Annotated in this window: 21 protein-coding genes; 7 read left to right on the forward strand and 14 right to left on the reverse strand. The window is 58.8% G+C overall.

Annotation, left to right across the window (positions count from 1 at the left end; translation table 11 throughout):
- Positions 1–598 precede the first annotated feature (598 nt).
- The gene (locus tag ACNSN7_RS02170) at positions 599–1,483 is read right to left on the reverse strand and encodes a sugar phosphate isomerase/epimerase family protein (protein WP_418280329.1); all 885 of its coding nucleotides are present in this window, start codon (positions 1,481–1,483) and stop codon (positions 599–601) included.
- Positions 1,484–1,591: 108 nt separating this feature from the next.
- On the opposite strand from ACNSN7_RS02170, the gene ACNSN7_RS02175 reads away from it, so the two are divergent.
- Positions 1,592–2,062 (forward strand): hypothetical protein, encoded by a 471-nt coding sequence (locus ACNSN7_RS02175; protein ID WP_418280330.1) that lies wholly within the window; start codon positions 1,592–1,594, stop codon positions 2,060–2,062.
- Positions 2,063–2,856: 794 nt separating this feature from the next.
- On the opposite strand, the gene ACNSN7_RS02180 is transcribed toward ACNSN7_RS02175, so the two are convergent.
- The gene (locus tag ACNSN7_RS02180; RefSeq protein ID WP_418280332.1) at positions 2,857–4,041 is read right to left on the reverse strand and encodes a PrpF domain-containing protein; all 1,185 of its coding nucleotides are present in this window, start codon (positions 4,039–4,041) and stop codon (positions 2,857–2,859) included.
- A gap of 167 nt (positions 4,042–4,208) precedes the next feature.
- On the opposite strand from ACNSN7_RS02180, the gene ACNSN7_RS02185 reads away from it, so the two are divergent.
- Positions 4,209–5,420 carry an iron-containing alcohol dehydrogenase family protein gene (locus tag ACNSN7_RS02185; RefSeq protein WP_418280333.1) on the forward strand — a complete coding sequence of 404 codons (1,212 nt, stop codon included), beginning with the start codon at positions 4,209–4,211 and terminating at the stop codon, positions 5,418–5,420.
- A gap of 97 nt (positions 5,421–5,517) precedes the next feature.
- On the opposite strand, the gene ACNSN7_RS02190 is transcribed toward ACNSN7_RS02185, so the two are convergent.
- Together ACNSN7_RS02190 and ACNSN7_RS02195 are read right to left on the reverse strand one after the other, a co-directional pair.
- Complete coding sequence (locus ACNSN7_RS02190; protein WP_418280335.1) at positions 5,518–5,955, reverse strand: universal stress protein; 438 nt, start codon at positions 5,953–5,955, stop codon at positions 5,518–5,520.
- Between the two features lie 87 nt (positions 5,956–6,042).
- Positions 6,043–7,413 (reverse strand): MmgE/PrpD family protein, encoded by a 1,371-nt coding sequence (locus ACNSN7_RS02195; protein WP_418280336.1) that lies wholly within the window; start codon positions 7,411–7,413, stop codon positions 6,043–6,045.
- Between the two features lie 163 nt (positions 7,414–7,576).
- On the opposite strand from ACNSN7_RS02195, the gene ACNSN7_RS02200 reads away from it, so the two are divergent.
- Entirely contained in the window at positions 7,577–8,755 is a 1,179-nt protein-coding gene (locus tag ACNSN7_RS02200) for an MFS transporter (RefSeq protein ID WP_418280583.1), read from the forward strand.
- A gap of 147 nt (positions 8,756–8,902) precedes the next feature.
- Positions 8,903–9,988 (forward strand): mandelate racemase/muconate lactonizing enzyme family protein, encoded by a 1,086-nt coding sequence (locus ACNSN7_RS02205; RefSeq protein ID WP_418280337.1) that lies wholly within the window; start codon positions 8,903–8,905, stop codon positions 9,986–9,988.
- A gap of 100 nt (positions 9,989–10,088) precedes the next feature.
- On the opposite strand, the gene ACNSN7_RS02210 is transcribed toward ACNSN7_RS02205, so the two are convergent.
- Together ACNSN7_RS02210 and ACNSN7_RS02215 are read right to left on the reverse strand one after the other, a co-directional pair.
- Positions 10,089–11,027, reverse strand: a complete 939-nt coding sequence (locus ACNSN7_RS02210) for a hydroxyacid dehydrogenase (protein ID WP_418280339.1) — start codon at positions 11,025–11,027, stop codon at positions 10,089–10,091.
- 73 nt (positions 11,028–11,100) lie between these two features.
- Positions 11,101–12,051: a type 2 periplasmic-binding domain-containing protein gene (locus tag ACNSN7_RS02215; protein ID WP_418280340.1), complete on the reverse strand. Its 951-nt coding sequence runs from the start codon at positions 12,049–12,051 to the stop codon at positions 11,101–11,103.
- A 305-nt stretch (positions 12,052–12,356) separates the two neighbouring features.
- Between ACNSN7_RS02215 and ACNSN7_RS02220 the strand changes: the two genes are divergently transcribed.
- Positions 12,357–13,454, forward strand: coding sequence for a zinc-dependent alcohol dehydrogenase (locus ACNSN7_RS02220; protein ID WP_418280341.1), 1,098 nt, complete (start codon positions 12,357–12,359; stop codon positions 13,452–13,454).
- A 40-nt stretch (positions 13,455–13,494) separates the two neighbouring features.
- On the opposite strand, the gene ACNSN7_RS02225 is transcribed toward ACNSN7_RS02220, so the two are convergent.
- Positions 13,495–14,706 carry an L-seryl-tRNA selenium transferase gene (locus ACNSN7_RS02225; protein WP_418280342.1) on the reverse strand — a complete coding sequence of 404 codons (1,212 nt, stop codon included), beginning with the start codon at positions 14,704–14,706 and terminating at the stop codon, positions 13,495–13,497.
- Between the two features lie 52 nt (positions 14,707–14,758).
- Positions 14,759–15,319 carry a tripartite tricarboxylate transporter TctB family protein gene (locus tag ACNSN7_RS02230; protein WP_418280343.1) on the reverse strand — a complete coding sequence of 187 codons (561 nt, stop codon included), beginning with the start codon at positions 15,317–15,319 and terminating at the stop codon, positions 14,759–14,761.
- Between the two features lie 182 nt (positions 15,320–15,501).
- Between ACNSN7_RS02230 and ACNSN7_RS02235 the strand changes: the two genes are divergently transcribed.
- Positions 15,502–16,464, forward strand: a complete 963-nt coding sequence (locus ACNSN7_RS02235; RefSeq protein ID WP_418280344.1) for an aminopeptidase — start codon at positions 15,502–15,504, stop codon at positions 16,462–16,464.
- 357 nt (positions 16,465–16,821) lie between these two features.
- On the opposite strand, the gene ACNSN7_RS02240 is transcribed toward ACNSN7_RS02235, so the two are convergent.
- Positions 16,822–18,336, reverse strand: coding sequence for a tripartite tricarboxylate transporter permease (locus tag ACNSN7_RS02240; protein ID WP_418280345.1), 1,515 nt, complete (start codon positions 18,334–18,336; stop codon positions 16,822–16,824).
- 226 nt (positions 18,337–18,562) lie between these two features.
- Between ACNSN7_RS02240 and ACNSN7_RS02245 the strand changes: the two genes are divergently transcribed.
- Positions 18,563–19,540 (forward strand): aminopeptidase, encoded by a 978-nt coding sequence (locus ACNSN7_RS02245; RefSeq protein ID WP_418280346.1) that lies wholly within the window; start codon positions 18,563–18,565, stop codon positions 19,538–19,540.
- A 1,401-nt stretch (positions 19,541–20,941) separates the two neighbouring features.
- Here ACNSN7_RS02245 and ACNSN7_RS02250 read toward each other — a convergent pair.
- From ACNSN7_RS02250 to ACNSN7_RS02270, 5 genes are all read right to left on the reverse strand, one after another.
- The gene (locus ACNSN7_RS02250; protein ID WP_418280347.1) at positions 20,942–21,187 is read right to left on the reverse strand and encodes a DUF8593 domain-containing protein; all 246 of its coding nucleotides are present in this window, start codon (positions 21,185–21,187) and stop codon (positions 20,942–20,944) included.
- 138 nt (positions 21,188–21,325) lie between these two features.
- Positions 21,326–22,330 carry a DUF7972 family membrane protein gene (locus tag ACNSN7_RS02255; RefSeq protein WP_418280348.1) on the reverse strand — a complete coding sequence of 335 codons (1,005 nt, stop codon included), beginning with the start codon at positions 22,328–22,330 and terminating at the stop codon, positions 21,326–21,328.
- A 122-nt stretch (positions 22,331–22,452) separates the two neighbouring features.
- A complete protein-coding gene (locus ACNSN7_RS02260) occupies positions 22,453–22,686 on the reverse strand; it encodes a DUF1328 domain-containing protein (protein WP_418280349.1) in 234 nt (77 codons plus the stop codon).
- Positions 22,687–23,150: 464 nt separating this feature from the next.
- Complete coding sequence (locus ACNSN7_RS02265) at positions 23,151–23,393, reverse strand: hypothetical protein (protein ID WP_418280351.1); 243 nt, start codon at positions 23,391–23,393, stop codon at positions 23,151–23,153.
- 122 nt (positions 23,394–23,515) lie between these two features.
- Positions 23,516–24,529: a DHH family phosphoesterase gene (locus tag ACNSN7_RS02270; RefSeq protein ID WP_418280352.1), complete on the reverse strand. Its 1,014-nt coding sequence runs from the start codon at positions 24,527–24,529 to the stop codon at positions 23,516–23,518.
- Positions 24,530–24,567: the final 38 nt, after the last annotated feature.

Consider the following 24,567-nt stretch of genomic DNA (forward strand, 5'->3'; position numbering starts at 1 on the left):
GGTGGATCCGGGCCCACCGGAGCTCGCAGCTTTCCCGTTCGATCAGCCACTCGAAGACCTACGGATCGCCGGCAGCGGCCGCACGGCTCCGCTCAATGGCTCCCGCTTCAGTGAACCTCGCCAACGGCGCGGTGTACTCCGTGACGGGTCGTGTACGAAGATTGGGGTAGAATGACCGTACGACTCCGCCCCGGATAAGTACCATAACTCAATAACCAATATATTCTTATAATCAGCTATTTTTTATGGGTTAATATAAGAGATATTACGAAGAGCAGAGAATAGTACGTTCGGTAGAGCTACACATGTATCTATTAGAACTTAATATCATACATACGCACACTATTAGAGGATAGATGCGACGAGATCTAAATATCGACATTCGTGGACTGCGTGCGAAATGGTTTAATCGCCGTTATGCTCCTTATCGCCGCTATAACACCGTTTTGATCGACACAATCCCCGGTCTATCCATCCATTCTCGTTCCTCATATACTATAAAATATTATACCCATATACAAACCTTCTATTTTATTTATATAATTCCAGCGTGAGGCGCGACGGGCCACCGCGAGGCACGCGCAATCGCGACAAATAGTCACACGATCTCGGAGAGAAGGTACTCTTTACCCGACAACATCTGATCGGGCGTTCCGTACGAAAGGATGTATCGGCCGTCGTATTCGGGCTCAAGCAGATCGAACAGCTCTTTGAAGTCGATCGTCCCGTCGCCTGGAGGAAGGTGTTCCTCCATGTGGCCGCGATTATCGTTCAGCCGGATCTCGCCGATCCGATCCGTTCCTAACGCCGACACGAACTCGGGGATCCCCGCATCGCTCAAATAGGCGTGAGCGGGATTGAACGCCCACCCGATGCTTTCAGCCGAAAGTTCCGAGAGATATCGCTCGCATTCCTTCGGGGTCGTCGGAAGGTAATGAACCTCTGCAGTGTCAGGTTCCGGGTTATGATTCTCTAAGAGGAGCTTCACGCCCGTGCCGTTCGCGTACTCCACCGCACGAGAGAGCCGGGAAACACTCGCCCGAAACCGGTCGTCTACGTCCGAGCTAAAGTGATACCCGCCGTGGACGATGACCCAGTGCGCACCGATCCGTCGCGCCGTGTCGATGTGACTGAAGAGGTACTCGTCTGTTGCCTCGCCCACGAACGGATGGTTTTCTGCCATGTTAACTGACGACGACGTGTGGACTCCGAGCCGGATGTCGTATGTGTCACATCGATTCTTGATATCTTCTGCTTCCGAGTCCGAGAAGCCGTCCGGGAGGTATCGCTGGAGTTTGATATCGAGGTGATGTACATCGTTGGACCGAGCCCATTCGAGCGCGTCTTGGATGGATAACTGGTCGCCGACGTCGAAACCCATGCGTTCACGTAGCGTCATGATCGTTCTGGTGCTAACGAGCAGGCGTGCCGTCACAAGCAACGAGGTTAACTCTGCTGGTGAGGCGAACCCGGCGAACTGCACGTTCCCGCTATCGGGACGTCATGCCATCTCGGAGTTGCCCCGACGTCCACGGACCGATCGAGCGGAGAAACCTCCCGTTTTTACCGGCTGCAAACGAGCGTTCGATACATGAAACAGGTGGAAGTATCGTACACGTTGGATGCTTCTCGAGAGTCGATAGCTGGCCGCCTATCTCCGGAGGCGATAGTCGAGTACGAGGGTACCTACGAGGTCATCTCCGTAAAGGAGACTGACGGTGAATGTCGGATCAGCGTCTCGAACGATACGATAGAAGGCGATCACGACATGGTACTCACATTTACCGAGACCGAAACCGGATACGTCTACCGGCAGGTAGGCGACGGTCTATTCGAGACACTCTCGACGGAGATCGTGCTCGAGGGCGATGAGCACGCACTGGTTACCGTTCGATCGGAGTTCACGTTCGGTGGTCCGCTTGCGTTCGTGAAAGACTGGCTCGCTGCGGGATATCGACGGGCGGAACTCGAAAAGCTGGTTCGAAACGTGTCTCGGGATCACGAGGCGAGCGAATCTGCCGTTCCGAACGGTTCTTCGGTGGAGGAGCCATCCGACGGGTGAGCCGATCCATCCCCAGAGGATCCGGAGCGATGCTGAGTCGTTTCGAGGAAGGGGTGGTCCCGTCGTTTATCGGGACGAACAACGGATGGGCCGGGGCTACGGTTCTACGGAGAAACTGACCGGCCGCTTGGGGTCCGACCGGCTCCGCGCGCTCTCCGAACCATGGGTTCCCGAGGGCTCATACGCTATCCGGCCGCGGAGAACGAGCTCGACCGGAACGGGACACGCGATCCGCGGCTTCCCGACGGAAGCAAGCGATGAGTGTGCATCCCTCCCTCCGGGATACCAAATGATAGATCGACATAGTATGTGTCCTGCCGGGAGAAGAGCTCGGAGCCGCCCGTTTCATGCTGCTCTCGAATCGGATACATTCGACGTATTCGACGCGGTGCCGTTCGAAATTACAGTCATATAGCAGTAATCATATTGAACGATTATCATGAAATTCGTTTCCACGATTCGATATCGCGGGATAGCACCGTGTATCCGCTCTCGAGGGTTATTGGGTGAGGACGCCGCCACACCGGGTGTCACTTCCGAGGCGAACACAGCCACGTGCTGTGCCGTATCGTTCGCGGTACGGCGCTCCGACTCAGCGATGCCCGTCGGTCTCTCGTACCGTCTTGGTGCTTGGTCTCGTCTCCCACAATGCGGGACGATCACACGATACAACGCTAACGACTATCGATCGCAGTCGGTGTCTCAAGCAATGAGCGCAGTGAGGCCGAACGGCCACCGAGAAAGACTCGAAACACCGACGTCCGTAATAGACGAAAAGAGGCGTTACTAACACGCTACCGGAGACGTTCCAATCCGTCGACGTACCGATAATACGCGGATCCGTGCATGATCGGCCGCTGCGTTCGACCGATCGAGACGCGGTCGATGGTCGGTTGGGTACCGTTGTCGTGAACGATCGCACCGACCGACATCGTCCCTTTCGGGTGTCCCAGCGTCGTCCACTCGTCATCGGGGTTCCGGACGACCTCGCTAACCAGTGTTCCAGGGATGTTGGCGGCGGCACCGAGACAGAGACCGCTCGTCATCGCGTACGCGTGGTGGGGATCCTGCATGCTGATCACCCGTGCAGTGATGTCGATGTCTTCGGCTTCGACCCGGGTGTCGCCCCCCGTCCCGACGTACGACTGGGGCTCGGAGACGATCGACAGATGAGGGAATATCGGATACTCCAGTTCCGCGTCCGCCGGATCGTCCACGAGACCGAGCTCGACGCAGATCGCACCCCGGATCCGTTCGAGTCGGTCCATCAGATCCGGATCGGTCCGGAGATCCTCCGGGAGCTCTCGACCCGTGAGCCCGATCTCGTCCGCGCGGACGTGAGCAACGACGTTCGTGACGTCGACGACGGACGTGCGGATCGCCTCTCCGTCGACCTCGACCGTATCGACCGGATTACCGGTCGGAAGCGCGGCACCGAGCACGCCTCCCGCGGGATCGATGAAGTGAGAGTCGACGCGTGCGCCCGTCCCCGGAACACCGTCGATATGGTAGTCGCCGTAGATCCTCGGAACGCCGTCTTCGGTCACGGGAACCTCCTGTTCGACGATCGCATCTGCGTTCGTATTGTATAGGGTGACCACCGTCTCAGGTGCCGTGACGTCGACGAGATCCTCAAGGACGGCGAACGCACCGACGGCAGCTGTGAGGTTGCCGCAGTTTCCACCCCACTCGATGACGGGATTCTCGACGCCGACGCCACCGAACGTGTATTCGACGTCGGCATCCGATCGCTCCGTCGGAGAAATGATCATGATCTTGCTCGTATGGGAGTGGGATCCGCCGATACCGTCGATCTGTAGCGGATCGGGTGATCCATACAGTTCGAGCAGGAACTCCTCGAACAGCTCGTGATCCGGGTCGATCGGCAGATCCGCCTTCCGAACGAAGAACCCCTTGCTCGTCCCGCCACGCATCAATAGTCCGTCTACCTGTCCTTGGAGATCGCTTTCACTGTTCATCTCTATCACTCTTCGATTGCGAAACGAGGAACATAAAGATACCTCATGCGTCAACCGGTAGATCGCCGTGATCGACGGTTCTATTCCGGGCTTCCGTGTCTCGATGGGTTCACGGATCGAGTAGTACAACACGAACGTTTATCCGGTGACCGAGCGATCTCACACCGATGACTGAACTCCCGAAGCCGTTCGATTTCGAGTACGTTCCGACTCGTGTCGTGTACGGTCGAGGCTGTGTCGATCGTCTAGCAGCGGTGCTCGATGAGATCGGAGCGCAGCGCGCGCTGGTAGTCTGCGGATCGAACGTCGCTGCGAACGACGCCGTGATCGATCCGATCGAGGCCGGACTCGGTGAGAAGCTCGTCGGTGTCTTCGATGAGACTACCCCTAAAAAGCGCTTTCGGACAGTTCTCGACGGTGCAGAACGGGTTCGAGAAGAGGACGTCGATATCGTGATCGGGGTCGGCGGTGGGAGTTCGCTCAACGTTGCACGCGCGATCTGCTCAGTCGCACCGCTGACGCAGTCCGAGGAAGCGATCGTCGAAACGACCGTCGAAGCCGGAGCGGTTCCGTCCCCCGAGCCACCGGGAGAGCCGCTCCCGAACGTCGCCGTCCCGACGACGATGCCCGGTGCCGATCTCTCCGCAGGTGGCAGCGTTTCGGTGAAATCTCCCGAACGCTCGGTTACCGAATCGGGGTACGTCAGTGCGAACGTCGGTGATTCCCGCTTGATGGCAGTCGCTAACTTCTACGATCCGAACCTCTACGCGACGACGCCGATGGGCGTACTCGCTTCGTCCGCAATGAACGGGTTCGATAAAGGGATCGAGACGCTCTACTCTCGAGAGGCCACCCCCATCGCGAAGGCTCATGCGACGCTGGGGCTTGAACACTACTACGCCGGCATCACCGAGCTGGTCGACGCCGAGAGTAGCGACGAGGCATACGATCACGCGGTTCTCGGAACGATACTCGTTCAGTACGGGCGGAAGACGAACGTCATTCATACGTTCGGAAACGGCGTTTCGTTACACCACGACGTTCAACAGGGCGTCGTTCATGGGATCGTCGCACCACACGTTCTCGAGTACGTGTTCGACACCGTTCAGGCACAACGGTATCGGATAGCGGACGCCCTCGGGATCGACGCTACCGGACTGAACGACGACGAAGTTGCGGACGAAATCATCACCGCAGTGATTCGAGTCCGCGATGCGCTCGGTCTACCGACTCGACTTCGCGACGTGGGTGGGATCCGACAAGAGCGATTCCCCGAAATCGCGACGGAGATCCATAATAACTACAAACACGAGCGAAACCCGCCCGGTCTCGATCCGACCCGTGAGGACGTCCTTTCGGTGTTGGAGGCGGCGTGGTAACGGTCGGACCGAGCTGTGATCGGCGTTCGCTTATCGGCGTTGACGGGTACACCCTCGTCAGGGCCGGCCGGAACATCTCCGACAGAGCAGGTGGTGGCTACGTTCGAGACATCGAAACGAGGACGGGACAATCCGCGTTCAACAGCACTTCTTGTGAGACGCTCCCGAACAGCACCTTCCCGGCCGGCGTCTTCTTTCGCGGCCCGACGACGACGTATCGAGCGTTTTCATTGTCGGCGTACTCGAGGATCTGATCGGCCGCGTCACCGACGAGACCAACGTACTCGATGGCGACGTCCTGATCGACGTCCTCAGCGGCCTCTTCGGCTACCGTGGCCCCGTACTCTCGAATCCGATCCATCTCGACTGCGCGCCCGCTCTTTTTGACCTCCGTCCGTTCGAGCTCAACGAAGTCCGACTGACTCAAAACGTGGACGACGTGGACGGGTTCGTCGAATGCTTCCGCAAGTTTCACCGCCTCCGTGACGGCGTTCTTGGCTCGGTCCGTTCGATCAACCGCAGCGATTACTACCATATTAGTGGCTTTCTGAGCCACGAATCTTGTACTTTTCCCCTCGTACCCACGAGTCGGCGAGCACCGCGGCGATCGTGACGGTCGTCGTTATTCGACGACTAACTCCGCGACGAGGTCCTCGACGTCGTGGTCCTCCACGTTTCGAACGACGTCGACGATCCGGTCGCGTTGGGCCTCCGTGTAGACTCCCTCGGCGAGTAGATCGAACTTCCTGTCGAGCCGATCCCACGACATGGGGGTCTCGGGATGCCCCTCGAAGTACGGCTTCTCGATCTCGTACTCCTCTCCGTCGGTCGTCTCGAGTCGGATGACCGCTGGCATCTCGCCGTTCTCGTAGCGACGAGTGAGTTCGGGGTCCTCGTGGATATGGATGCGCTTGAGAAGGTCCTGGGTGTCGTCAGCGCGGATCCGTGCGCGATCGTACTGATCGTCTCCGAGCTCGCCGTCGAGGGCGAGTGCGGCCATCGTGTACGGTAGGCTGTGGTCAGCTTGCTCGCGGTTAAACACTCGATGGCGGTCACCCGCTTCGTTCTCTTTCCCGGTTCCGCCCATGATGACCTTCGCTCGTTTGTACGTATCGACGTCGATCCGCTCGATATCCTCACCGGCGATCGATTCGCGTTCTAAGAGCTCGTCGAGCCCGTCGAGTTGCGTCTGCGCGACGGTTCCGGCCATGTACTTTTTCGTCATGGTCTTCGTGACGGCTTCACACGGCGTGTACTCGACGGAGAACTCACCGGACACTATCTCTTTCCACCCCTTTTGCCCCTCGAACACGTCGGTCGGCCCTTCCATCCCGTTCCGTGCGAGCATAACCGAGTAAACCGCGTTACGGGCCGCGTTCGATCCGGATAATCCCTTCCACATCGTGATGTCGCCCGTCCTGGTAACACGAAGCGCGTTGTGGCCGGCACCCGCAACACCGATCGCGTTCATCAGTTGTCGCTTGTCGAGATCGAAGAGGACGCCGGCTCCGACCGCGGACGCGAAACACACGTACGTCCCGTGGTCCCATCCGCGGTCCATCAGCGGAGCGTTCTTGCCGAGCTGGTAGTGGACCTCGTACGCGAGACCGATGGACCTGATCAGTTCCTCACCGGTGGATCCGTTGTACTCTCCGGCGACGATCGACGGTGCGACGTTGTTGCTGGGATGGGGGACCTCACCGCTGAGGAGATACGCGTCCATGAAATCGAGGTACCGGACCATTCCGCCGTTGAGAGCCGCCGCCAGCGGCGGCGAGGTCCGTTCGTCGGACCCCCAGACGCTCGTCGACCCCGACTCGTCGAGTTCGAGTACGGTGTCGCGGAGGATCTCTACGGGTTCCGCCCCAACTGCACCGGCAGCGATCGCGATCGAGTCCAGGAGGCGTTTCTTGCACTCATCGATTACTTCGTCGGATAGATCGTCGAACGACGTCGCGACTGCGAACTCCGCCATCTCCTGTGCGGTCGTCATACACGAGAGACTCGGCAATAGCAGTAAAGGATTACGGCATCGGCGGTCCCCGTCGTGATGACGTCAGAAGAGCCGTATTCCCAACCCTCAAGTACCGGTTGCTCGTTTTATACCGATAATTGTGTCCCGCTTCGAGTCGAAACTTGCGGAGCAAGCACGGGATGTGTGGAGCGATCTGTGGGCCGGTGGGAGAGGCTGGATCCTCCTCACGGTTAGTGCCGGCTGGTTCCTCTCCATCGGAGTTCGATACATCTACCCCTCCGTTTTGCCCTTTCTCCGAGAGACGTTTGCGATGGATTTCACGACTGCGGGGCTCTTACTGAGTACGCTGTGGCTTGCGTACGCGTTGGGCCAGTTCCCTGGCGGCGTTCTCGGCGATAGGATCGGAGAGGGGAACATACTGGTCGCGAGTACGGCCGTGTCGACGATCGCGATCCTACTGGTTGCGACGTCCGTGAACGTCGTGATGTTGTTCGTCGCAACCGCAGGGTTCGGCTTTGCAACGGGGTTATACGGTCCTCACCGGTTCACGATATTCACGGACATCTACTCGGCCCGATCCGGAACCGCAGTCGGGATCACGATGGCAGCGGGAAGTATCGGCAACACGGTCCTTCCCGCGGTGGCGGCCGTGATCGCGGGATACACCACGTGGCGGCTCGGTTTCGGCGCGCTGATACCCGTCTTCGTCGCCGTTTTCGTTGCCATCTACCTCGTCGTTCCCGCCCGGACGTCGAACAGCACCGCGGACACCGAGACGTTTTCTCGGAACACGCTCCGACGCGTCGCGGGATCGATCGCTGGCCGGGGAATCCCCGTCGTCGTCTCGGTTCACATCGTCCTAGCGTTCGTCAGCAACGGGTTCCTCGGTTTCTATCCGACGTACTTGATAGAGGTCAAGGGATTCTCGCCGCAGATGGCCGCTATCCTCTTCGGATCGTATTTCGCGTTCGGAGTCGCCATCCAGCCGCTAACGGGACTGCTCCGCGATCGGTTCGGCTCTCGATGGTCCCTCACGCTCGTCGCCGGCATGCTGTTCATCGGTCTCGCGCTGCTCCAGATCGGCGACACCGTCGTTCACATCCTTCTTTTAACCGTCCTGATCAGCCACCGAAACGGGGTCGGAGTCGTCACCAACACCTACATCGCCGATACCCTCGACGACGACATTAAGGGATCCGGGCTCGGTCTGCTTCGCACCTCGTGGATCCTGGTCGGTGCGTTGAGCCCTCTCTTCGTCGGGTTTCTCGGTGATTTCGGGCAACTCAACCTTGCGTTTCTCGTGTTAACCGGTGTCGCCGGCGTCGCGGTCGCGTTGGCACTACTGATTCCGAGCGAGTGACTCCCTCGAGCGGATCTGAACCGCTTTCGGGACGGCCGTATGTGCCACTAAGCGATCCGTCTCCCGTCCGCTGGGGTCACACCCCGTCAAATAATGCTGCAAAGAACAATGTATTTATGTTGTTGATCCATGTCTCAGATGGTTACTATGGAGATAACTAACGTAACTGCGACGACTCACGAGATTCCGGTAGACGTCCCCCTCCGCGACGAGGTCCGGCACCGCTACGTACCGTTCGTAGTGGTCGAGACTGACGAGGGGATCACCGGCTACGGTCAGACGGGTGACCACTGGTGGCGCGGCGTCCGGGAACTGATCAACGAGGACATGGGTCCGACCATCGAAGGAATGAGCGCGGTGAACACGGAGCGAGTACATAACACGCTCCAGCGCGAATACAACCCGCGGGCACAGACCGGTGCGTGGAGTTCCGCGATGAGCGCGATCGACCTCGCGCTATGGGATGCCAAGGGGAAGTACTACGACGAGCCGGTGTGGCGGTTGCTCGGCGGTGCGCGAAACCCCGCCGAGGCATACATCACGTTCGGTTTGAAGACGTTCACGAAAGACCAACTCGTTGAGGTGGCGAAGCGGTACGTCGACGAGGGGCACGACCGTCTCAAAATGAAGGTCGCCGTCGACAACTCTCCGAAGAAGGACGCGGAACGGGTCAAGGCGGTTCGAGAGGCGGTGGGAGAGGACGTACGACTGATGGTCGACGCGAACTACGAGTATTCCTTCCCGAAGGCGCTCGAACTCTGTAATCGGATCGAGCAGTACAACATCAGCTGGTTCGAAGAGCCAGTGTACGGAAACGACGTCCATCTCCTCTCGAAGCTGAACCAGCGTACTCGGATCCCCATCTGTGCGGGACAAAACGAAGGAGACCGATTCCAGCACCGTGACATGATCGAGTCGGGAGCGATCGACATCTGTCAGCCGAACGTGTTCTACGTCGGCGGATACACCGAGGCGAAGAAGGTGGCCGCATTGGCCGAATCGTACAACCTCGAGATCGCGAACGGTGCGGGATGGCCGTTCCAGAACATGCACCTCCATGCAGGAGTCGCGAACGGCTGGCTCGTAGAGTTCCACTACGTCCACTGGAACGTCTCGAAGAAGATGTTCAAAGACACGCCCGAGCCCGAAAACAGCACGATCACGATCCCGGACCGTCCCGGAATCGGACTCGAACCGGACTGGGACGTGCTCGACGAGTTCGAGATCGAATAACCGACGAGCGCGGCGTTCCGCTCTCGCCTCAACCGTTCCGTAGAAGACGTGTCCTCGAGATCGAAGTACGCGCGGGGATGGGAGAGTACGCGACGTCCTGCTAGTACGCGAGGTCAACGAAGGCGTTGAGGTTCACGACGCTCTCAGGGAGCTCCCCGTTGTACACCGCTCTCACGTTATCCGCGGCACGGACGCTCTTTTCACGGGAAGACTGCTCGCTCGTCCCGGCGATGTGTGGCGTCGTGATCACGGCCGGATGACTGAACAGTTCTCGATCGAGATCCGGTGGCTCCTCACTGAACACGTCGAGCCCCGCACCAGCAATTTCGCCGGCGTTCAGTACATCCACTAGGTCGTCTTCGTCGACGATACCTCCGCGTGCGGCGTTGACGAGGAGCCCGTCGGGACCTAGTTCCCTCAGTCTCGTCGCTGTGACCGTACCTCGCGTCTCGTCGGTGAGCGGCGTGTGGATCGAGACGACATCGGACCGCTCGAACAGTTCGTCGAGCGATCCGACCAGGTCCACCTCGGGCGGGGTCTGATTGTCGGTGAGATACGGGTCGTATGCCAGACACCGCATCCCTAACCCGGCAGTGAAGCGGGCGACTCGGCTCCCGATATCACCGCAGCCGTAAATACCGATGGTCGCGCCGCGTAGTTGTGGAGCGCTGTATCCGTATCGGCTCCATTTCCCGTTGGCGAGGTCTCTATCCGCGTCGAACATATTCTTTCGCGTCGCAATGAGAAGGCCGAGCGAGTGCTCCGCGACCGATTGCGCGTTCGCACCGGGCGTGTTAGCAACGAGGACACCGTGCTCCGATGCGGCGTCCACGTCGATGTTGTCGACTCCGGTCCCGTGCTTCGAGATCACTTTCAGGTTCTCTGCACGAGCGATCAGATCCGATGGAATCTCGAAGGATCCCCTCGCGATGATCGCGTGGTACTCGGAGATCGTGTCGTGTATCTCTCGATCGGTGCAGTCCTCAGGAAAGACGACGTCGGCGATATCAGTGAGCGATTCGGGGCCAGTACGGTCCATTTTTCGTGGAACTAAAACTCTCATGAGTGGTGCTAATAGCAAGTAGTGGGCGTAATAAAACGGGATCGTTCCGTTATTCGTCGAAGATCTCGTGCAGGACGTCCTCGTACTCGTTGAGGATATTCACTTTGTCCTCGACGAACTGCGTGATCTCTTCCATCGACCCTTCGTGGTACATCAGATCCGCATCCTCTCCGAACCGAGTCTGGATGTCCTCGAACACCTCATCGGAGCGTTCCTCGTAGATATTATTAAACGCGTCGTCGAACCGCTGAACGATTTCGTCGGGGGTGTCCGGCGGAAGCATGAAGCCGACGGCGTCGATGGTGACGTCGACCAGCTGTTCGAGCGCGTCCTGGGGATATCCGATCTCCCCGAGGGTAACGGAGTCGTCGCTGTACCCCTGAACCATGTCCATCATGCTCGGGTACCGCTCGTCCGTGACGCCCCACTGGGTCCGGTAGATCTCCTGACGATCGGGTGAGAGATTACTCATGAACCCGCCCATGTACCCGTCCAGGTCACCGCGCTGGACGGCAGCACGAACGTCGCTCCCGGAACCGAACCGGACCGACTGGATGTCATCGTGATCGAGGTCGTCGGCGAACTCCGCAATGAAGTGGTGAGTCAGTGCGTGATGGACGCCGGAGTCGCCGATCGTGTACGGTGCGTTAGCGACGAACTCGTCCCAGTCAGTATCGAAGTGGTCCTCGACGTGCGTCGTTTCCGGGCTCAGTTGACACGCCCGGATCCGATGATACAGCGCCTTGACGTGATGGAACTCGTTGGACTCGTAGTTCGCAGCGTCTCGAGCGATCCCGTTCGGAACGAGCGTGTTGTAGACGGCGACACCGATAACGCTTCCGTCCCCATCGGCGCTCCACGTCGAGTTGTTGGCAAGCAGACCGCCTGCCCCGGCGTTATTCGTGTACGAGAAGTTAACGTCAAGTTCGTCTTCCAAGTAGGACCCCCAGATCCGTCCGAGATCGTCGACCGAGTCGCCGACGTCCGTCGGGAGGATCATGTCGATGGTTCCACCCGCCGGGGGCCACTCGACGTCGTCGGATCCTCCGGAGTCCGAACCACCGCTATCCGAACCACCGCTATCCGAGTCACCGTTATTCGAACCACCCGTATCACCGTTGGAATCGTCGTCAGCGCAACCAGCGACACCGACACCGACGGCGGTACCCGACACAGTCGTAAGGAATTTTCTACGTTCCATGAGATCATTGATCACCTAGGGGTATATATAATTAATGATCGGGACACCGCCGAAAGGAGCGCTCCGCAAGTAAAGTTAATATAGTATGCCGGTAACCTCGTCATGTGAAAGCAGTCCAATTCACTGACTTCCAAGAGAGCGAGATCGTCGAGATCGAACGAGAAGACCCTGGACCGAGCGAGGTCGAGATAAAGATCGACCGGGTTCAACTGAGTGTCACGGAGTGTGACCTCATTATGGGGGTTCAAAAGAAGCACTACGAGCAGGTCAAACACCGTATCGAGTCAGGGGACTCCCGTCTATTCGGACACGAGTTCTGTGGACATATCACCGAGATCGGCACCGGAGTAACGGATTTCGAGGTCGGAGACCGCGTATACGCGCCCGGCAAGATTTCGTGTGGTGAATGCGTGTACTGTGACCGGCAGTATCCCGAGCTGTGTAAGTCGAAACAGGGCATCGGGTACGAACGACCGGGAGCACTCGCCGAGTACCTCCTACTGCCGACGGAACCGTTAGCGAAGTTACCCGACGACGTCTCGGACGCCGCAGGGGCAGCGATGCAACCCCTCGCGAGTACCATCCTCTGTGTCGATGACTCGGGGCTCTCCAGCGGCGACGTCGCCGTCATATATGGGGCGGGCGTGATGGGGCTCCAATGCGGGCAGATCGCGATGCTGAAGGGAGCGAAAGACGTGTTCGCGGTCGACATCGACGAACGGAAACTCGACCTCGCGGCTTCGATGGGGATGGACCCGATCGACGGAACAGAGGGATCCGTCTCCGAACGGATCAAAACACGTACCGACGGAATCGGTGCGGACGTGGTCTTCGAGTGCGTGGGAGGGCCGCAGGAATCCGCGACGGACGAGCGGTCACCGCTCGGGTCCGCCTTCCAGTCCGTCAGAGAGGGTGGAACGATCGTACAAGTCGGACACATCGCGGGTGACGTCTCACTTACCCCGCGTGAGTACGGCTCCAAGATGGTCAGTTGGGTCAACCCACAGAAAGGTGTCATCTCCCTCGGTCCGAACAGCGACAACGGACGGTTTGCGCCGGAACTGGTCGCCGACGGACGCGTGTCGATAGAGGAGTTCACCACACACGAACTACACGGTCTGGAGAAGCTGGACGAGCTGGTCGACATCACACTGAACAAGCCCGAGCACGACGCGTTGGGGCCCGCACAGCTGATCCTGTAGCGGAACACCGACGTCGACCCGATTTTCAGCGCCGTTCCGCTCAGTTGCCGACGTAGTGTGAGAACCGATCGACGAGGTAGTCCGCTTCGTCGTCGGTGAGGCATTTGGGACTTATCGTGGTTTCGTTGCGGTGCAGCCGTCGGTCACCGATCCAGACGCGTGGGTTCTCGTTTCGAAGCTTCCGGACGACCGTCGCGGCGTCACCGACCACAGCCGGGTCCATCGACACCACGACTTTCGGCGGATATCGTTCGAACTCGTGTGAGAGGTGAGCATCGATTCCCTCTATCGGATCCAAACGATCAACGATCCGCTCGGACCGCGATCGCAGCTCGGAGAGTCGCTGGGCGTGGTCCTCCGCGTGGAAGCGTTCGAGTGCCGTGATGATCCCGACGATTTCCTCTTTAGAGACCTTCATCGGCCGGCCGATCCCGTTCGGGGGAACCCCATTCAGTTGGTCGGGATCGATGTACTCCTGTGGCGGAGACCACACCCGATCGTCGTAGCCATCGGGGAGCATCTGCAGCGCGGCGGACCGGACCAAATCGGCGTTTCCTGCCAAGATTCCCGTCGACTGTGGACCGCCGATCGACTTCCCGCCACTGAAACTCACGAGGTCCGCTCCCTTCTCGAACAGCGATCGCATGCGTTCGGGCGGATGGACGTCGTCGGCGGCGTCAACGATCAGCGGAATCTCGTGTTCGTGAGCGACCTCCGCGGCCGACTCGATACTGAGAACGTTGTACGGACGGGAGAGATACGCTATCGCGGCGGTGTCTTCCGTCACTGCAGCTTCCAAATGCCATTGTTCGACACGATCCGTCCCACCGTTAACGGGGTGGTGAGACACGGGCCCGACGCCAACGAGCTCCGCACCGGACGCCCGGAGTGAGATCTGGTATTTACATCGGTGTGACCGTGGGATTATGATCTCGCTGGGAACACCGTCGGTGTCGGGCAGTCGCTCCATGACTCCGTAGTCGTCGCCCGCAAGACACGCAGCCGACGCGAGAGCCAGTCCCGACGCCGCTCCGGCGGTGATCAATCCCGCCTCAGCGCCGGTAACGGTGCGTATCACCTTCGAGGCCGCCGCTTGGAGATCCGAAACGTACACGGATTCCGTCGCGGCATCGGACATCGCTTCTCGCGCTTCCGGCCTCACCGTTGCGCCGCTTACCTGTGAACGCGTTCCAACGCCGTTGATCACGGTCGGAACGTCTAATTCGTCGTAGATCCCGGGTTCTTCGGTCATTACGTATTCACATTCATGCGATACAATAACAATGTATCGAAGCGCCGAACGTTCAGATGAAGCGACCGACCCGGAGGATCGCACCGGAGTTCATGATCGTGATGAACAGGAAGTAGAGGAACGCGTTCAACGAGACACTGACGAGCAGGGCGAAAGCGACCGACCGAGGCGATATCTCGTCGAAGTGCGTGAGTCCGTAGAGAAACACGAAAATCAGTGTGACGGTGAAGAATCCGACGTAATAGACGGTCGCGATATATCCGATGATCCAACTGGTCTCCTTGAGCAGGGAGACCACGCTGTACTCATCGTCGCTCGCACGTTCCTCCAACAGTTCGTCGGCGACGGACTTCGATTCGGAACCGCGTATCTCCTCGATCTGATCGTTAAACGCAATGACGAGAATATTCAGCACGACAGTGGTGATTCCCAGCCCGAGAACGATCCGTGGAAGGAACGACGTCTGTGGCTGTGAGAAATCGAGGGTGAGGTAGTAGTAGTATCCGAAGAACACTAACATTCCGGCTAGGAGACCGAGGAACTGTCGCTCCTCCCAGAGGTTCCGTTTTACCTCCTTCAACTCGATCCGGAAACGTCCGTTATTCGTGGACATGCCTCTCGATTACGGGGGAGTGTAAATATATGTATGGGTCTTTCGAGACGACAGTCGATGTGACCCGCGCCTCGGCTTCAGCACGGAGACACCACCGGCACCGATCGTCGATCGTGGTACGCGAGACGTACTCCGTCGCGTTCATCGAATGTTTTATGTGAGAACGAGATGCTTGCTAACTCATGGTACACTTAGAGCTGAGTAGGCCCATGCGCGTGCTCGTCGAGGAGATATCGAACGTTCGATCCGACGACGACGTCGTGATACTGACGGACGATACACGGTATCCGATGGCGAAAGCGCTGGCCAGTGCGGCACGAGCCGTCGATGCGACGACGGGGATCCTCAGCCTCCCGATGGAAACGAGGGGTGGAGTTGAACTTCCGAAAATGGCCGGAGCAGTGATGAAAAGCGCGGATTACGTGTTCATTATGACCTCGAATAACGTCACGCATACGGACGCCCACAGGGACGCCCAGGCGGCGGGTACCCAGATCGCTTCGATGTGGGGGGCAAACGAGGACCTGTTCATCAACGGGCCGTCTCCCGAGAACTACCAAGCCGTAGACGACATGGTGTCGTCGGTCAAAGAGACCCTGCAGGGGGTCTCTGAGATCCGCATCACGACCGATTCCGGAACGGATCTACGCTTTAGCGTCGAGGAACGGCCAGTGATCGCGCTCGGAATAAAGGTCAACGACAAAAGCGATGGTGCGGCGGACTTCCCCCAAGGCGAGGTCGCAATCGCTCCCGTAGAGGGTACCGCTACGGGTCGGATACGCATCGACGCCGCCATGGATAACATCGGGTTGGTGAATACGCCGATCGACTTGACCTTCGAGGACGGCTATCTGACGAAGATCGAGGGCGGAGAAGAAGCGAACCAACTGCGCCGGATGGTCGAGGACTCCGACGACAACGCTGGAAACCTCGCGGAATTCGCCATCGGGACGAACGAGGGCGCGCGTCTCGTGGACAACATGCGTGAGACGAAAAAGAAGTACGGAACGATCCACATCGCTATCGGGGACAGCAACACTATCGGGGGCAAAGTGAAAAGCGATCTTCACCTAGACGGCGTCGTCCTCGATCCCACGGTCTTCGCGGACGGTGAGAAGATCATGGACTCCGGCGAACTGCTGTAAGACCCGAACCCAGCGGAACGAATCGGAACCGTCTGCCGTCTCGCTTTATCTTCGGTGTTCCACGTTACGATTCGTTCACCCCACTACTTGTCGGACACCGTGATGATCGAAATCGAGTCGCGGACAGCGTGACTACGGATCAACGAGACGCAGACGCTGTCGACGTCGTATCGATGCCGTCGACGGTTTTCCGGAGCAACCGGTCCACGGGAGAGACCGAAGCGATGAGGATTCTTCGATACGACTTGGATCGCGAGCGATGCGATCGCTGATAGCGGATGCGCCTCTTGAAGAGTCGTTCCGTCGGGAGGGTGAGCGGCATTCGAGTTCTGAGAGTGCCGACGGAGCCGATCGAAGCTACACCGGTAGCCGGGTCTCGAGGGCCCGGCGTATCTGACCGTAAAACGGGAACAGGATCGTAACGATGAGGAGGACGACCAGGATCTGATTGAGGGTTCCGACGAAGAACGCTTGGAACCAGTCGCCCTGTGCCAACTGCAGAGAGATGTAGAAGTTGTTCTCGAAGATCCCGCCGAGGACGAGTGCGAGGATGATTGGGATCCGACTCACGCTGAAATACATGAGTGCGATACCCAACAGTCCGAAGAACAGGGCGACGAACAGATCCGGGAAGTGATTACGAGAGATGAACACCGCCATCAGGCTCAAAACGATGATCGAGGGAGACAGGACGGCGATGGGCAGGTCCGCGATCTGCACGAGCTGGTTCGAGAAGATGACTCCGATCACGGAGGTGAGCACGTTCGAGGCGATGAGGGAGAAGACGATGACCAACATGAGGGTTAGTTCCTCCGACAGCATTCCCGGTCCCGGCTGGATCCCGTGAACGAGGAATCCGGTCAGAAGCACCGCCATCGATCCGCTACCGGGGATCCCGAGACTGAGCGTCGGGAACAGCTGTCCGCCGTCTTTGGAGTCGTTCGCCGCCTCCGATGCGATCACGCCCTCAATGCGCCCGGTACCGAACTCCTGTGGGTTCTTGGACGTTTGTACCGCATGACCGTAGGAGACGAAGTTCGCCACGGAACCTCCTGCACCCGGGATCGTACCGATGAGTAGGCCGATGAGGGTACACCGAAACCACAACCAGCGATGTCGGATCGTCTCTTTAACTCCTTTGACGATGCTTCCACCGATCTCGTGTTTCTCTTTGATTATGTCCTGGTTCTGCGATGCGAGTTTAACCATCTCTGCGATAGCAAACAGCCCGACGATCGCGGGAACGAGCCCGATCCCGTCGAAAAGGAACGCGAACCCGTGAGAGAAGCGCATCTCTCCCGTTCGTAGCGCCGGGCCAGTGAACGCGAATATCAGGCCCAAAGCACCCACGGCTAACCCGGCCAGCATGCGGTCACCCGCAACGAGGGGAAGCACCGTGAGGCCGATGAGGACCAACCAGAACACCTCCGAGTTTCCGAACAGGAGCGCGATCTCGATTATGAACGGGATCAACGCCAAAAAGAACACGAGGGACAACACTGCACCGGTCGCCGAGGAGAACGCCGACGCACCTATCGCTGTCTTTGCTTCACCCTGTCTCGTCAACGGATACCCGTCAAGTAGGGTCGCCGCGTTGGAGCCGGAACCAGGTGTGTTAACGAGGATCGCGGTGAGGGACCCCGCGAACGTCGTTGCTCCGAGCGCACCGCCGAACAGGACGAACGCGGAGGTCGGATCGAGACGGATCGAAAACGGGAGCAGGACGGTGAGCGTCACGGCACCACCCATTCCTGGGATCACACCCAATATCATGCCTGCCAAGATTCCCAGTAGTAGATATTGCCACTGTGAAATGACGATCCAGAGCGCCTCAGCAGCATGCTCAAATAATCCTCCAAACTCAATTACCATGCCATCGAATCCCACTTCTCGTGAGCTCTTAAACCTTTCCTATGGTACGATCTCTCGATTTTCTTATAGTACGATCTCTCGAGGACGATCCGCTTGCCGTCGACGACTGAGGGCGAGCTGTCGTCCCCGGAGCTTGTCGAACGACGAGAGAACGACGACCGTGAGGACGTGAAGGGATGTGCGGGATCACGAGAATATATATAATAGATGCTGTGATATGTTACCGATGCAATCCGTAGAAGAAATGCACGGTGCGAGCCGAGTCGTCGACGTCTGCGTGGGCGTACAAGCGGACGAGACGGTGGTCGTCGCGACCGACTGGCGGTGCTCGGAGGTCGGCGAACGGATCGCCGCGGCGGCGAAGCAACGGGGTGCAGAAGTGATCCTGACGGTCATGACTCCCCGCGAACACGATGGAAACGAACCACCCGAACCGGTGAAAGCAGCGATGCTCGAGGCCGACGTCGTAATAACGCCGGTTACCAGATCCGTAACCCACTCGACGGTCATGCCTGAGGCGATGGAACGGGGTGCCCGCTTCATCAGTATGGTTGGATTTACACCCGAACAACTCGTTACCGGCGGTCTGTATGCTGATTACGAGTCGATGCGGCCGATGTGTGAACGGATGGCTGAAAAGTTCTCCGAGGCGTCCGAAGCACGTGTCACGTCACCCCAGGGAACCGATGTCACCGTTGGATTGGAGGGTCGTCCCGGGAACGCTCACCCCGGAATCGCGACCGAGCCGGGGACTCATACCGGACTCGTCCACATCGAGTCGAACATCGCTCCGAAGGAAGGAACGACTAACGGTACAGTCGTTTTCGACGGTGCGATACCCAACCTCGGTATCGGTGAGCTCGACGAAGACGTCGTCATGGAGATCGAGGACGGCTACGTCACGGACGTCGCCGGCGGAAAAGCCGCAAAGCGGATCGAACAGGTTTGGGCCGAGTACGACGTTCCCGCAGTATACAATATCGCGCAGCTGGCGGTCGGTATGAATCCCGAATGTGAGGAGTTCAACGACTGGTTCTCGCATAATCACGGACGGTACGGTAACGTTCATTTCGGGATCGGAACCAGCACGAACCTCGGGGGAGAGACCCGTGCACCGGTGCATTTCGATGCGATGATGGCGGAGGCGACGCTCAAACTGGACGGAGAAACGGTGCTCGAAGGAGGTTCCGAGTTCCAGGTCTGATCGACGCGATCGTCCGATGATCCCGTCAGGGATACCCGATCACTCGAGGCCCGTTTACCGAGTGAATCCGCTCGTCCTGGTGTCCTACCACCGGGCAGGAGACCGTCCGTGATACGCTGAAGACGGTATCCACTCGTGGTTGACGGGAAGGGATGGTCCAACAGTAGCGGACGCTTCGAACGGTTCGTGATGACGGATCCGTCGCCGGCGGATCGAACTGTTATCCTCCATTGCGGGATATTCCGCCAACGTTGATGCGTCCTCTCGAACCATCGAATCACGGCTCGACGACGGGGTCACTCCCGAAACGCTGATCGCCGGCAGTGCTCCATGTTTTAATCTTCTTTATAAATCCCGTCACACCGTATATAACCAACGTAGTAACTACGACGATATCGGTCCATTTGTCAAAATACAAAATGCAGGGCTGTGGAGTGACACTCGTCCCACGGTGCGGGATAATAGATCATGATATAACTACGGGTCTCCTATTCGATCTTCCACTACCAACCGAAACGATCGGTACGGTTCCGATCAGATATCCGGAGCACTCATCATAATATACAAAGAAGTCATAAGACGATCGACGTATTGGATCCCACATTGCGGAACAATTGAATGGATTATTATGATAGATCATCGTTCACACCAAACAAACCGTGAGCGAGCAAGGAATTACATCCATACAATAGTAATTAATTCTGAGCGATCCCGGTCCCGCTTTCCGGAGGTAGAACTTCGGGAAATAGGACACGTCTCCTCACATTGAGACGATATGATTAATAGATAGTATAGAAAGAATATCATCATTACTAAAAGGTGGGTATTCCCATATACTGGCTCTATCAGTTATACGAATCAACTTATGATAGCGTCCATCTTAATGTCGTGTGAATCATTATTTGGCTGAATATCCTCTAAACGTAGATATAGTTACATCTATGGATCATATATCACTTTTTCATACGGTTTATGTAGTCTTTGATCTCTATTTAGTCTGTAAGTTCATAGACATCGATAGTGATATGATATCTCTCTTTACGACTACTTCGCGAACTCCTCAGATAGATCTAAATAAATACAATAGTTACATATTGACCCATACATAATATGTTTTATGAGAGCGTGCTTGCATAGAGTATAAGAGAAAACCCACGACCTTCGCCGTGGATGAACCCGTCACGACCGGAGGACCCGAAGATGAAGCTCAGGCAGTCGTCAACGAAAACCGCTCCGAGTTCTCGGCCACGAGGAGTCGAACGGTGTGATCCGTTATCCAGCGGACACGCCAACGGGACTACCGCTCATCGAAGCCGTTGACCGACGGGTCGCGTTCGGGACCGAAGCACGCGTCCGTCCGAGTGAGCGGCTTCGAGAAAATATGGCGCGACTCGCCGTCGCTCAGAAGTCGTCTTTGAGTCGGATCTCGTCGTCGGTCACCGATTCGATCCGGTTCGCCTCCAGCCCGAAGTCCTCCGTATCCGTTTTCCCCCACCCGAGCTTGGATCGGATCGAGTCCGTGATCCCCGGATCCGGATCCACGTACGCCATTCCCCCTTTGACCTCGGTGACCATCCCGATCTCATCGCCGGTCGCGTTGACTACGCGTTTCCCCTCGTCGTCCTCGGTAACTGTCGTTCGTGCCATTGCACGTGGACGTACCGTCGTTCCGGGCATTGTAATACGGATAGTACCTGCGGCCCGGCACGAACATGGCCGCCTTACTTCGACGACGGGCGCGGTTCGGTTCCGGTATCACTGGGAGCGGTCGTTCCCACGCTCGGTTTATTGGAGGACGAACGGTCCGATCGCCAGCGTTCGCTTCGCGACGGTCATGATCCGAAGCACGAATGCGGTGAAGACGGCGAAGGGGGAGATGCCGACGACGAACCCCGCGCTCGTTATCCACACGAGGTTGTCGATGCCGAGGACCGTCCCGTGAAGCGATGCGGCGTCGACGTACATGATCAGACCCCCCATCCCGGTCAGCGCGGGCACGGAGACGTACAGGAGCGCTCGAGAGAGGTTTATCAGCTCCCATTGGAAGTACAGGGTCTTGAGGTGTTCGCGTACCGGTGCGAACAGCAGCAGGATCTCGATCGTGTCGTCGAGCGCGTCGGTGGCCTCGACAGGGAGGGTATCGCCGAACTCGGAACGGATCCGACGACCGGTGTGGATCCGTGGGGAGTAGTCGAACGCGAGTGCGTGCCGGATCACCTCGAAGGTGCCGAACTCGGCGTCCGAGAGCCCGTCGATCAGGACGGTCGTCTCTGCTGTGAGGTCGTCGACGTACTCGGCCACGTCCCGGCGGATCTCCGCGTCGTCGGCATCGATCTCGTCATCGATCGCCTCACCGAGCGCGTTCGCGCGCTCACGAGCGGCCGCCGCGAGTTCGCTGAGAAACGCCGCGGGATCGGTCGGGCTCGCACCGCGGCCGATCGCCGACTCGACGTCCCGACGGACGTCCATGGAACCCTGCATCCGTTCGTGTTGGTCCCCAAGCGTGCCGAGCTCCTGGGAGAGCACGAGCTGATTGATCGTGACGACGATCGCCGTACCAGTGACTATCGTCCCGATGAACGCTACAAAGAGGAACGCGACGCCGTCGTGGTTCTCGACGACGGTTCGCAGCGGCGTGAGCCCGACCCGACTGAGCGAGACGAGCGTGACGAACACGGCAAGCAGTATCGCTCCGGTCAGTAGCCACCGATCCGTCCGAAGCAGCACCCGGTACGCGAGCCCGGATCCGGGACCTCGGTCGCGAGCCGCTCCGTTCACGTCGTTGTTCATACGTGGCTACACGACCGGCCCACAACACGGCCGATCGACGACCGACACGTCGCGCGACCGTTCGCCGGATCGGTCCTCCGTACCTGTGTAAATTGATGCCACGATCGGGCCGCTAACGCCGATCACAGTAGCATCGAGATGATCGCCAGCACGATGAAGATGATGATGAACCACTTCGCGATCTGCATACTGATCCCTGCGACGCCGCTCGCCCCGAGGACGGCGGCGACGATCGCGAGGACGAAGAACAGTATTGCCAGCTCGATGAAGCCCCCCGAGAGCTGTGTGGGGACCTGCGAGAGCACCGCCGATACGACGTCAAAGTTGCCGACCGCCGTCGATCCTATCGTGACCATGCTCGGAAAACCGCCTTCGCACGTATTGTTATAAACCATGTATTGATCGAGGACCGGAGCGTGATCGAGGAGAAAACCCCGCCGTGCACGGCGGGGATACATCCATCAATGGGGTGACGATCTCCGGAATGAGGCCGTCTGACGGCGGGTAGTATGGTCGCACAACGGGCACAAACTGGCGATCGGATCGGGGTCCGCCCGGACGATGAAGGCTCTTATACCGTTCGCGAGAAGGCGTCTCCGAGGTCGTGGCGAGACGGGAGACAGAACGCGACCCTCTCGCCCACGTGTGCCTGTCCACCGTCTCTCCGTATCGCCTCGTCGGACCGCATCCGACGGACGAGACGGTGCCAGCGGTGACAGGGGAACGGCCGGCTGTCCCGCACCGGGATTCTCGCGCTCCAGCGCGGAGTGGACGTCAACGCTTGCTATCGGTGAGGGTCAACGCTTGCCGTCGGTGAGGGTCAACGCTTGCCGTCGGTGAGGGTTCGCTGGAACCGATCGAGACCGAGGGTCACGACGAACAGGACGGTCCCCACGTACAGCAGCGACCGCGGCTCGACGACGAGCCGTCCGATCACGCTGTTCCCGTACCCGATCACTGAGATCGCGTATCCGAGCAGCGATGCGGTCCAACCGAGCCCGGTGATGCCGGCGATCTGATCGACGAGTTCGGTGTCCGGTGCGGACACCTGTGTTAGTAACATGAGTCTACCACCCTGTTAGGTAGATCCTACTTGTACGAGGGTATGAGTGTATGTACCGTGTGATTACGGTGTCGTTATCGATTGGATGTACATAGTTATCATCGGTTGTCGATACTCGTGTCTCACTCGTCCCGTTGGAGGTTGAGGCTCGCGACGAGGCGAGCGGTGATGACCTGCTCGACGATCGCTACGAGACCCGGATCGTCGCTGGCGTAGTCGGCGAAGATCCCGAGCGGGACCTCGCCACCCGCCATCTCGCGGTGTCCGCCGGCGCTTCCGACGTTCTCGAACGCCTCGTTGAGAACGTCCCCAATGTGGAGCCGCGAGTCGGTCGAGCGCGCGCTCAGGTGGATGCTGTCGTCCACGATCCCGAAGACGATGGCGGTCTCGACGCCCTCCAGCGTTGCGAGGTAGTCCGCGGCCTGCGGAAGGGAGTCCCGTTCGTTCGTCCGACCGACGTGCGTTATCAACACCGACCCGGTGACGTGCCGATTCGCGATCGCGTCCGCGATCGCATCGACCGTCGCGCCGGTTACTGACGGCGTCGAGAGCCGTCGTAGCAGGTCCATATCCGCCGACTCGTGGAGTCGTCCGGCCGCGGCGTACTCATCGCGAGTCGCTCCACGGAGGAACCCGAGCGTTTCACGGCGGATCGCGAACAGGAGGGCGGTCGCCAGCGTGGCGTCGAGGTCGACGTCGAACGCGTCGATGTACTCGGCGAGGATCGTCGCCGTGGCACCGATCTCCTCCCGGTGATCGACGAACCGAGCCTCGATGTCCTCCGCCGGATGATGGTCGATGACGATGTCGATCGGGGTTCCCTCGGGGACCCGATTGTTCGCACCGGGGATCGCGTGGTCGACGAACGCGAGCAACGAGCCCTCGGGTCGGTTCTGGACGCGGTCCGGCTCGAACTGGGTGAGGTTCATCCCGAGGAGGTTGATGAACGCCCGGTTCTGCTGGTGGGAGATGTCGCCGCTGTAGAGGATCCGCCGCTCGTCGATACCCACGGAGGCGGCGAGACGGCCGAGCGCCAGCGCGCTCGCGAGACAGTCCGGATCCGGGTTGTTGTGACAGACGATCGTGAGCTCGTCGGCCGGCGTGAGGACGTCCCGAAGCGCCTGCGCGTTACCCATACCGTCTCCGTCGGTGGGGAGCCATACAAACGTACTGG

It is taken from the genome of Halorubrum rarum (genome assembly GCF_048380895.1).
Taxonomy (GTDB): domain Archaea; phylum Halobacteriota; class Halobacteria; order Halobacteriales; family Haloferacaceae; genus Halorubrum.

Excerpts from the sequence above, each read along its gene's own strand:
- ACNSN7_RS02175 (WP_418280330.1), top strand. The coding sequence starts at position 1,592 with ATGAAACAGGTGGAAGTATCGTACACGTTGGATGCTTCTCGAGAGTCG.
- ACNSN7_RS02180 (WP_418280332.1), bottom strand. The coding sequence starts at position 4,041 with ATGAACAGTGAAAGCGATCTCCAAGGACAGGTAGACGGACTATTGATG.
- ACNSN7_RS02185 (WP_418280333.1), top strand. The coding sequence starts at position 4,209 with ATGACTGAACTCCCGAAGCCGTTCGATTTCGAGTACGTTCCGACTCGT.
- ACNSN7_RS02190 (WP_418280335.1), bottom strand. The coding sequence starts at position 5,955 with ATGGTAGTAATCGCTGCGGTTGATCGAACGGACCGAGCCAAGAACGCC.
- ACNSN7_RS02195 (WP_418280336.1), bottom strand. The coding sequence starts at position 7,413 with ATGACGACCGCACAGGAGATGGCGGAGTTCGCAGTCGCGACGTCGTTC.
- ACNSN7_RS02205 (WP_418280337.1), top strand. The coding sequence starts at position 8,903 with ATGGAGATAACTAACGTAACTGCGACGACTCACGAGATTCCGGTAGAC.
- ACNSN7_RS02210 (WP_418280339.1), bottom strand. The coding sequence starts at position 11,027 with ATGGACCGTACTGGCCCCGAATCGCTCACTGATATCGCCGACGTCGTC.
- ACNSN7_RS02215 (WP_418280340.1), bottom strand. The coding sequence starts at position 12,051 with ATGATCCTCCCGACGGACGTCGGCGACTCGGTCGACGATCTCGGACGG.
- ACNSN7_RS02225 (WP_418280342.1), bottom strand. The coding sequence starts at position 14,706 with ATGACCGAAGAACCCGGGATCTACGACGAATTAGACGTTCCGACCGTG.
- ACNSN7_RS02230 (WP_418280343.1), bottom strand. The coding sequence starts at position 15,319 with ATGTCCACGAATAACGGACGTTTCCGGATCGAGTTGAAGGAGGTAAAA.
- ACNSN7_RS02235 (WP_418280344.1), top strand. The coding sequence starts at position 15,502 with ATGGTACACTTAGAGCTGAGTAGGCCCATGCGCGTGCTCGTCGAGGAG.
- ACNSN7_RS02240 (WP_418280345.1), bottom strand. The coding sequence starts at position 18,336 with ATGGTAATTGAGTTTGGAGGATTATTTGAGCATGCTGCTGAGGCGCTC.
- ACNSN7_RS02245 (WP_418280346.1), top strand. The coding sequence starts at position 18,563 with ATGCAATCCGTAGAAGAAATGCACGGTGCGAGCCGAGTCGTCGACGTC.
- ACNSN7_RS02250 (WP_418280347.1), bottom strand. The coding sequence starts at position 21,187 with ATGGCACGAACGACAGTTACCGAGGACGACGAGGGGAAACGCGTAGTC.
- ACNSN7_RS02255 (WP_418280348.1), bottom strand. The coding sequence starts at position 22,330 with ATGAACAACGACGTGAACGGAGCGGCTCGCGACCGAGGTCCCGGATCC.
- ACNSN7_RS02260 (WP_418280349.1), bottom strand. The coding sequence starts at position 22,686 with ATGGTCACGATAGGATCGACGGCGGTCGGCAACTTTGACGTCGTATCG.
- ACNSN7_RS02265 (WP_418280351.1), bottom strand. The coding sequence starts at position 23,393 with ATGTTACTAACACAGGTGTCCGCACCGGACACCGAACTCGTCGATCAG.
- ACNSN7_RS02270 (WP_418280352.1), bottom strand. The coding sequence starts at position 24,529 with ATGGGTAACGCGCAGGCGCTTCGGGACGTCCTCACGCCGGCCGACGAG.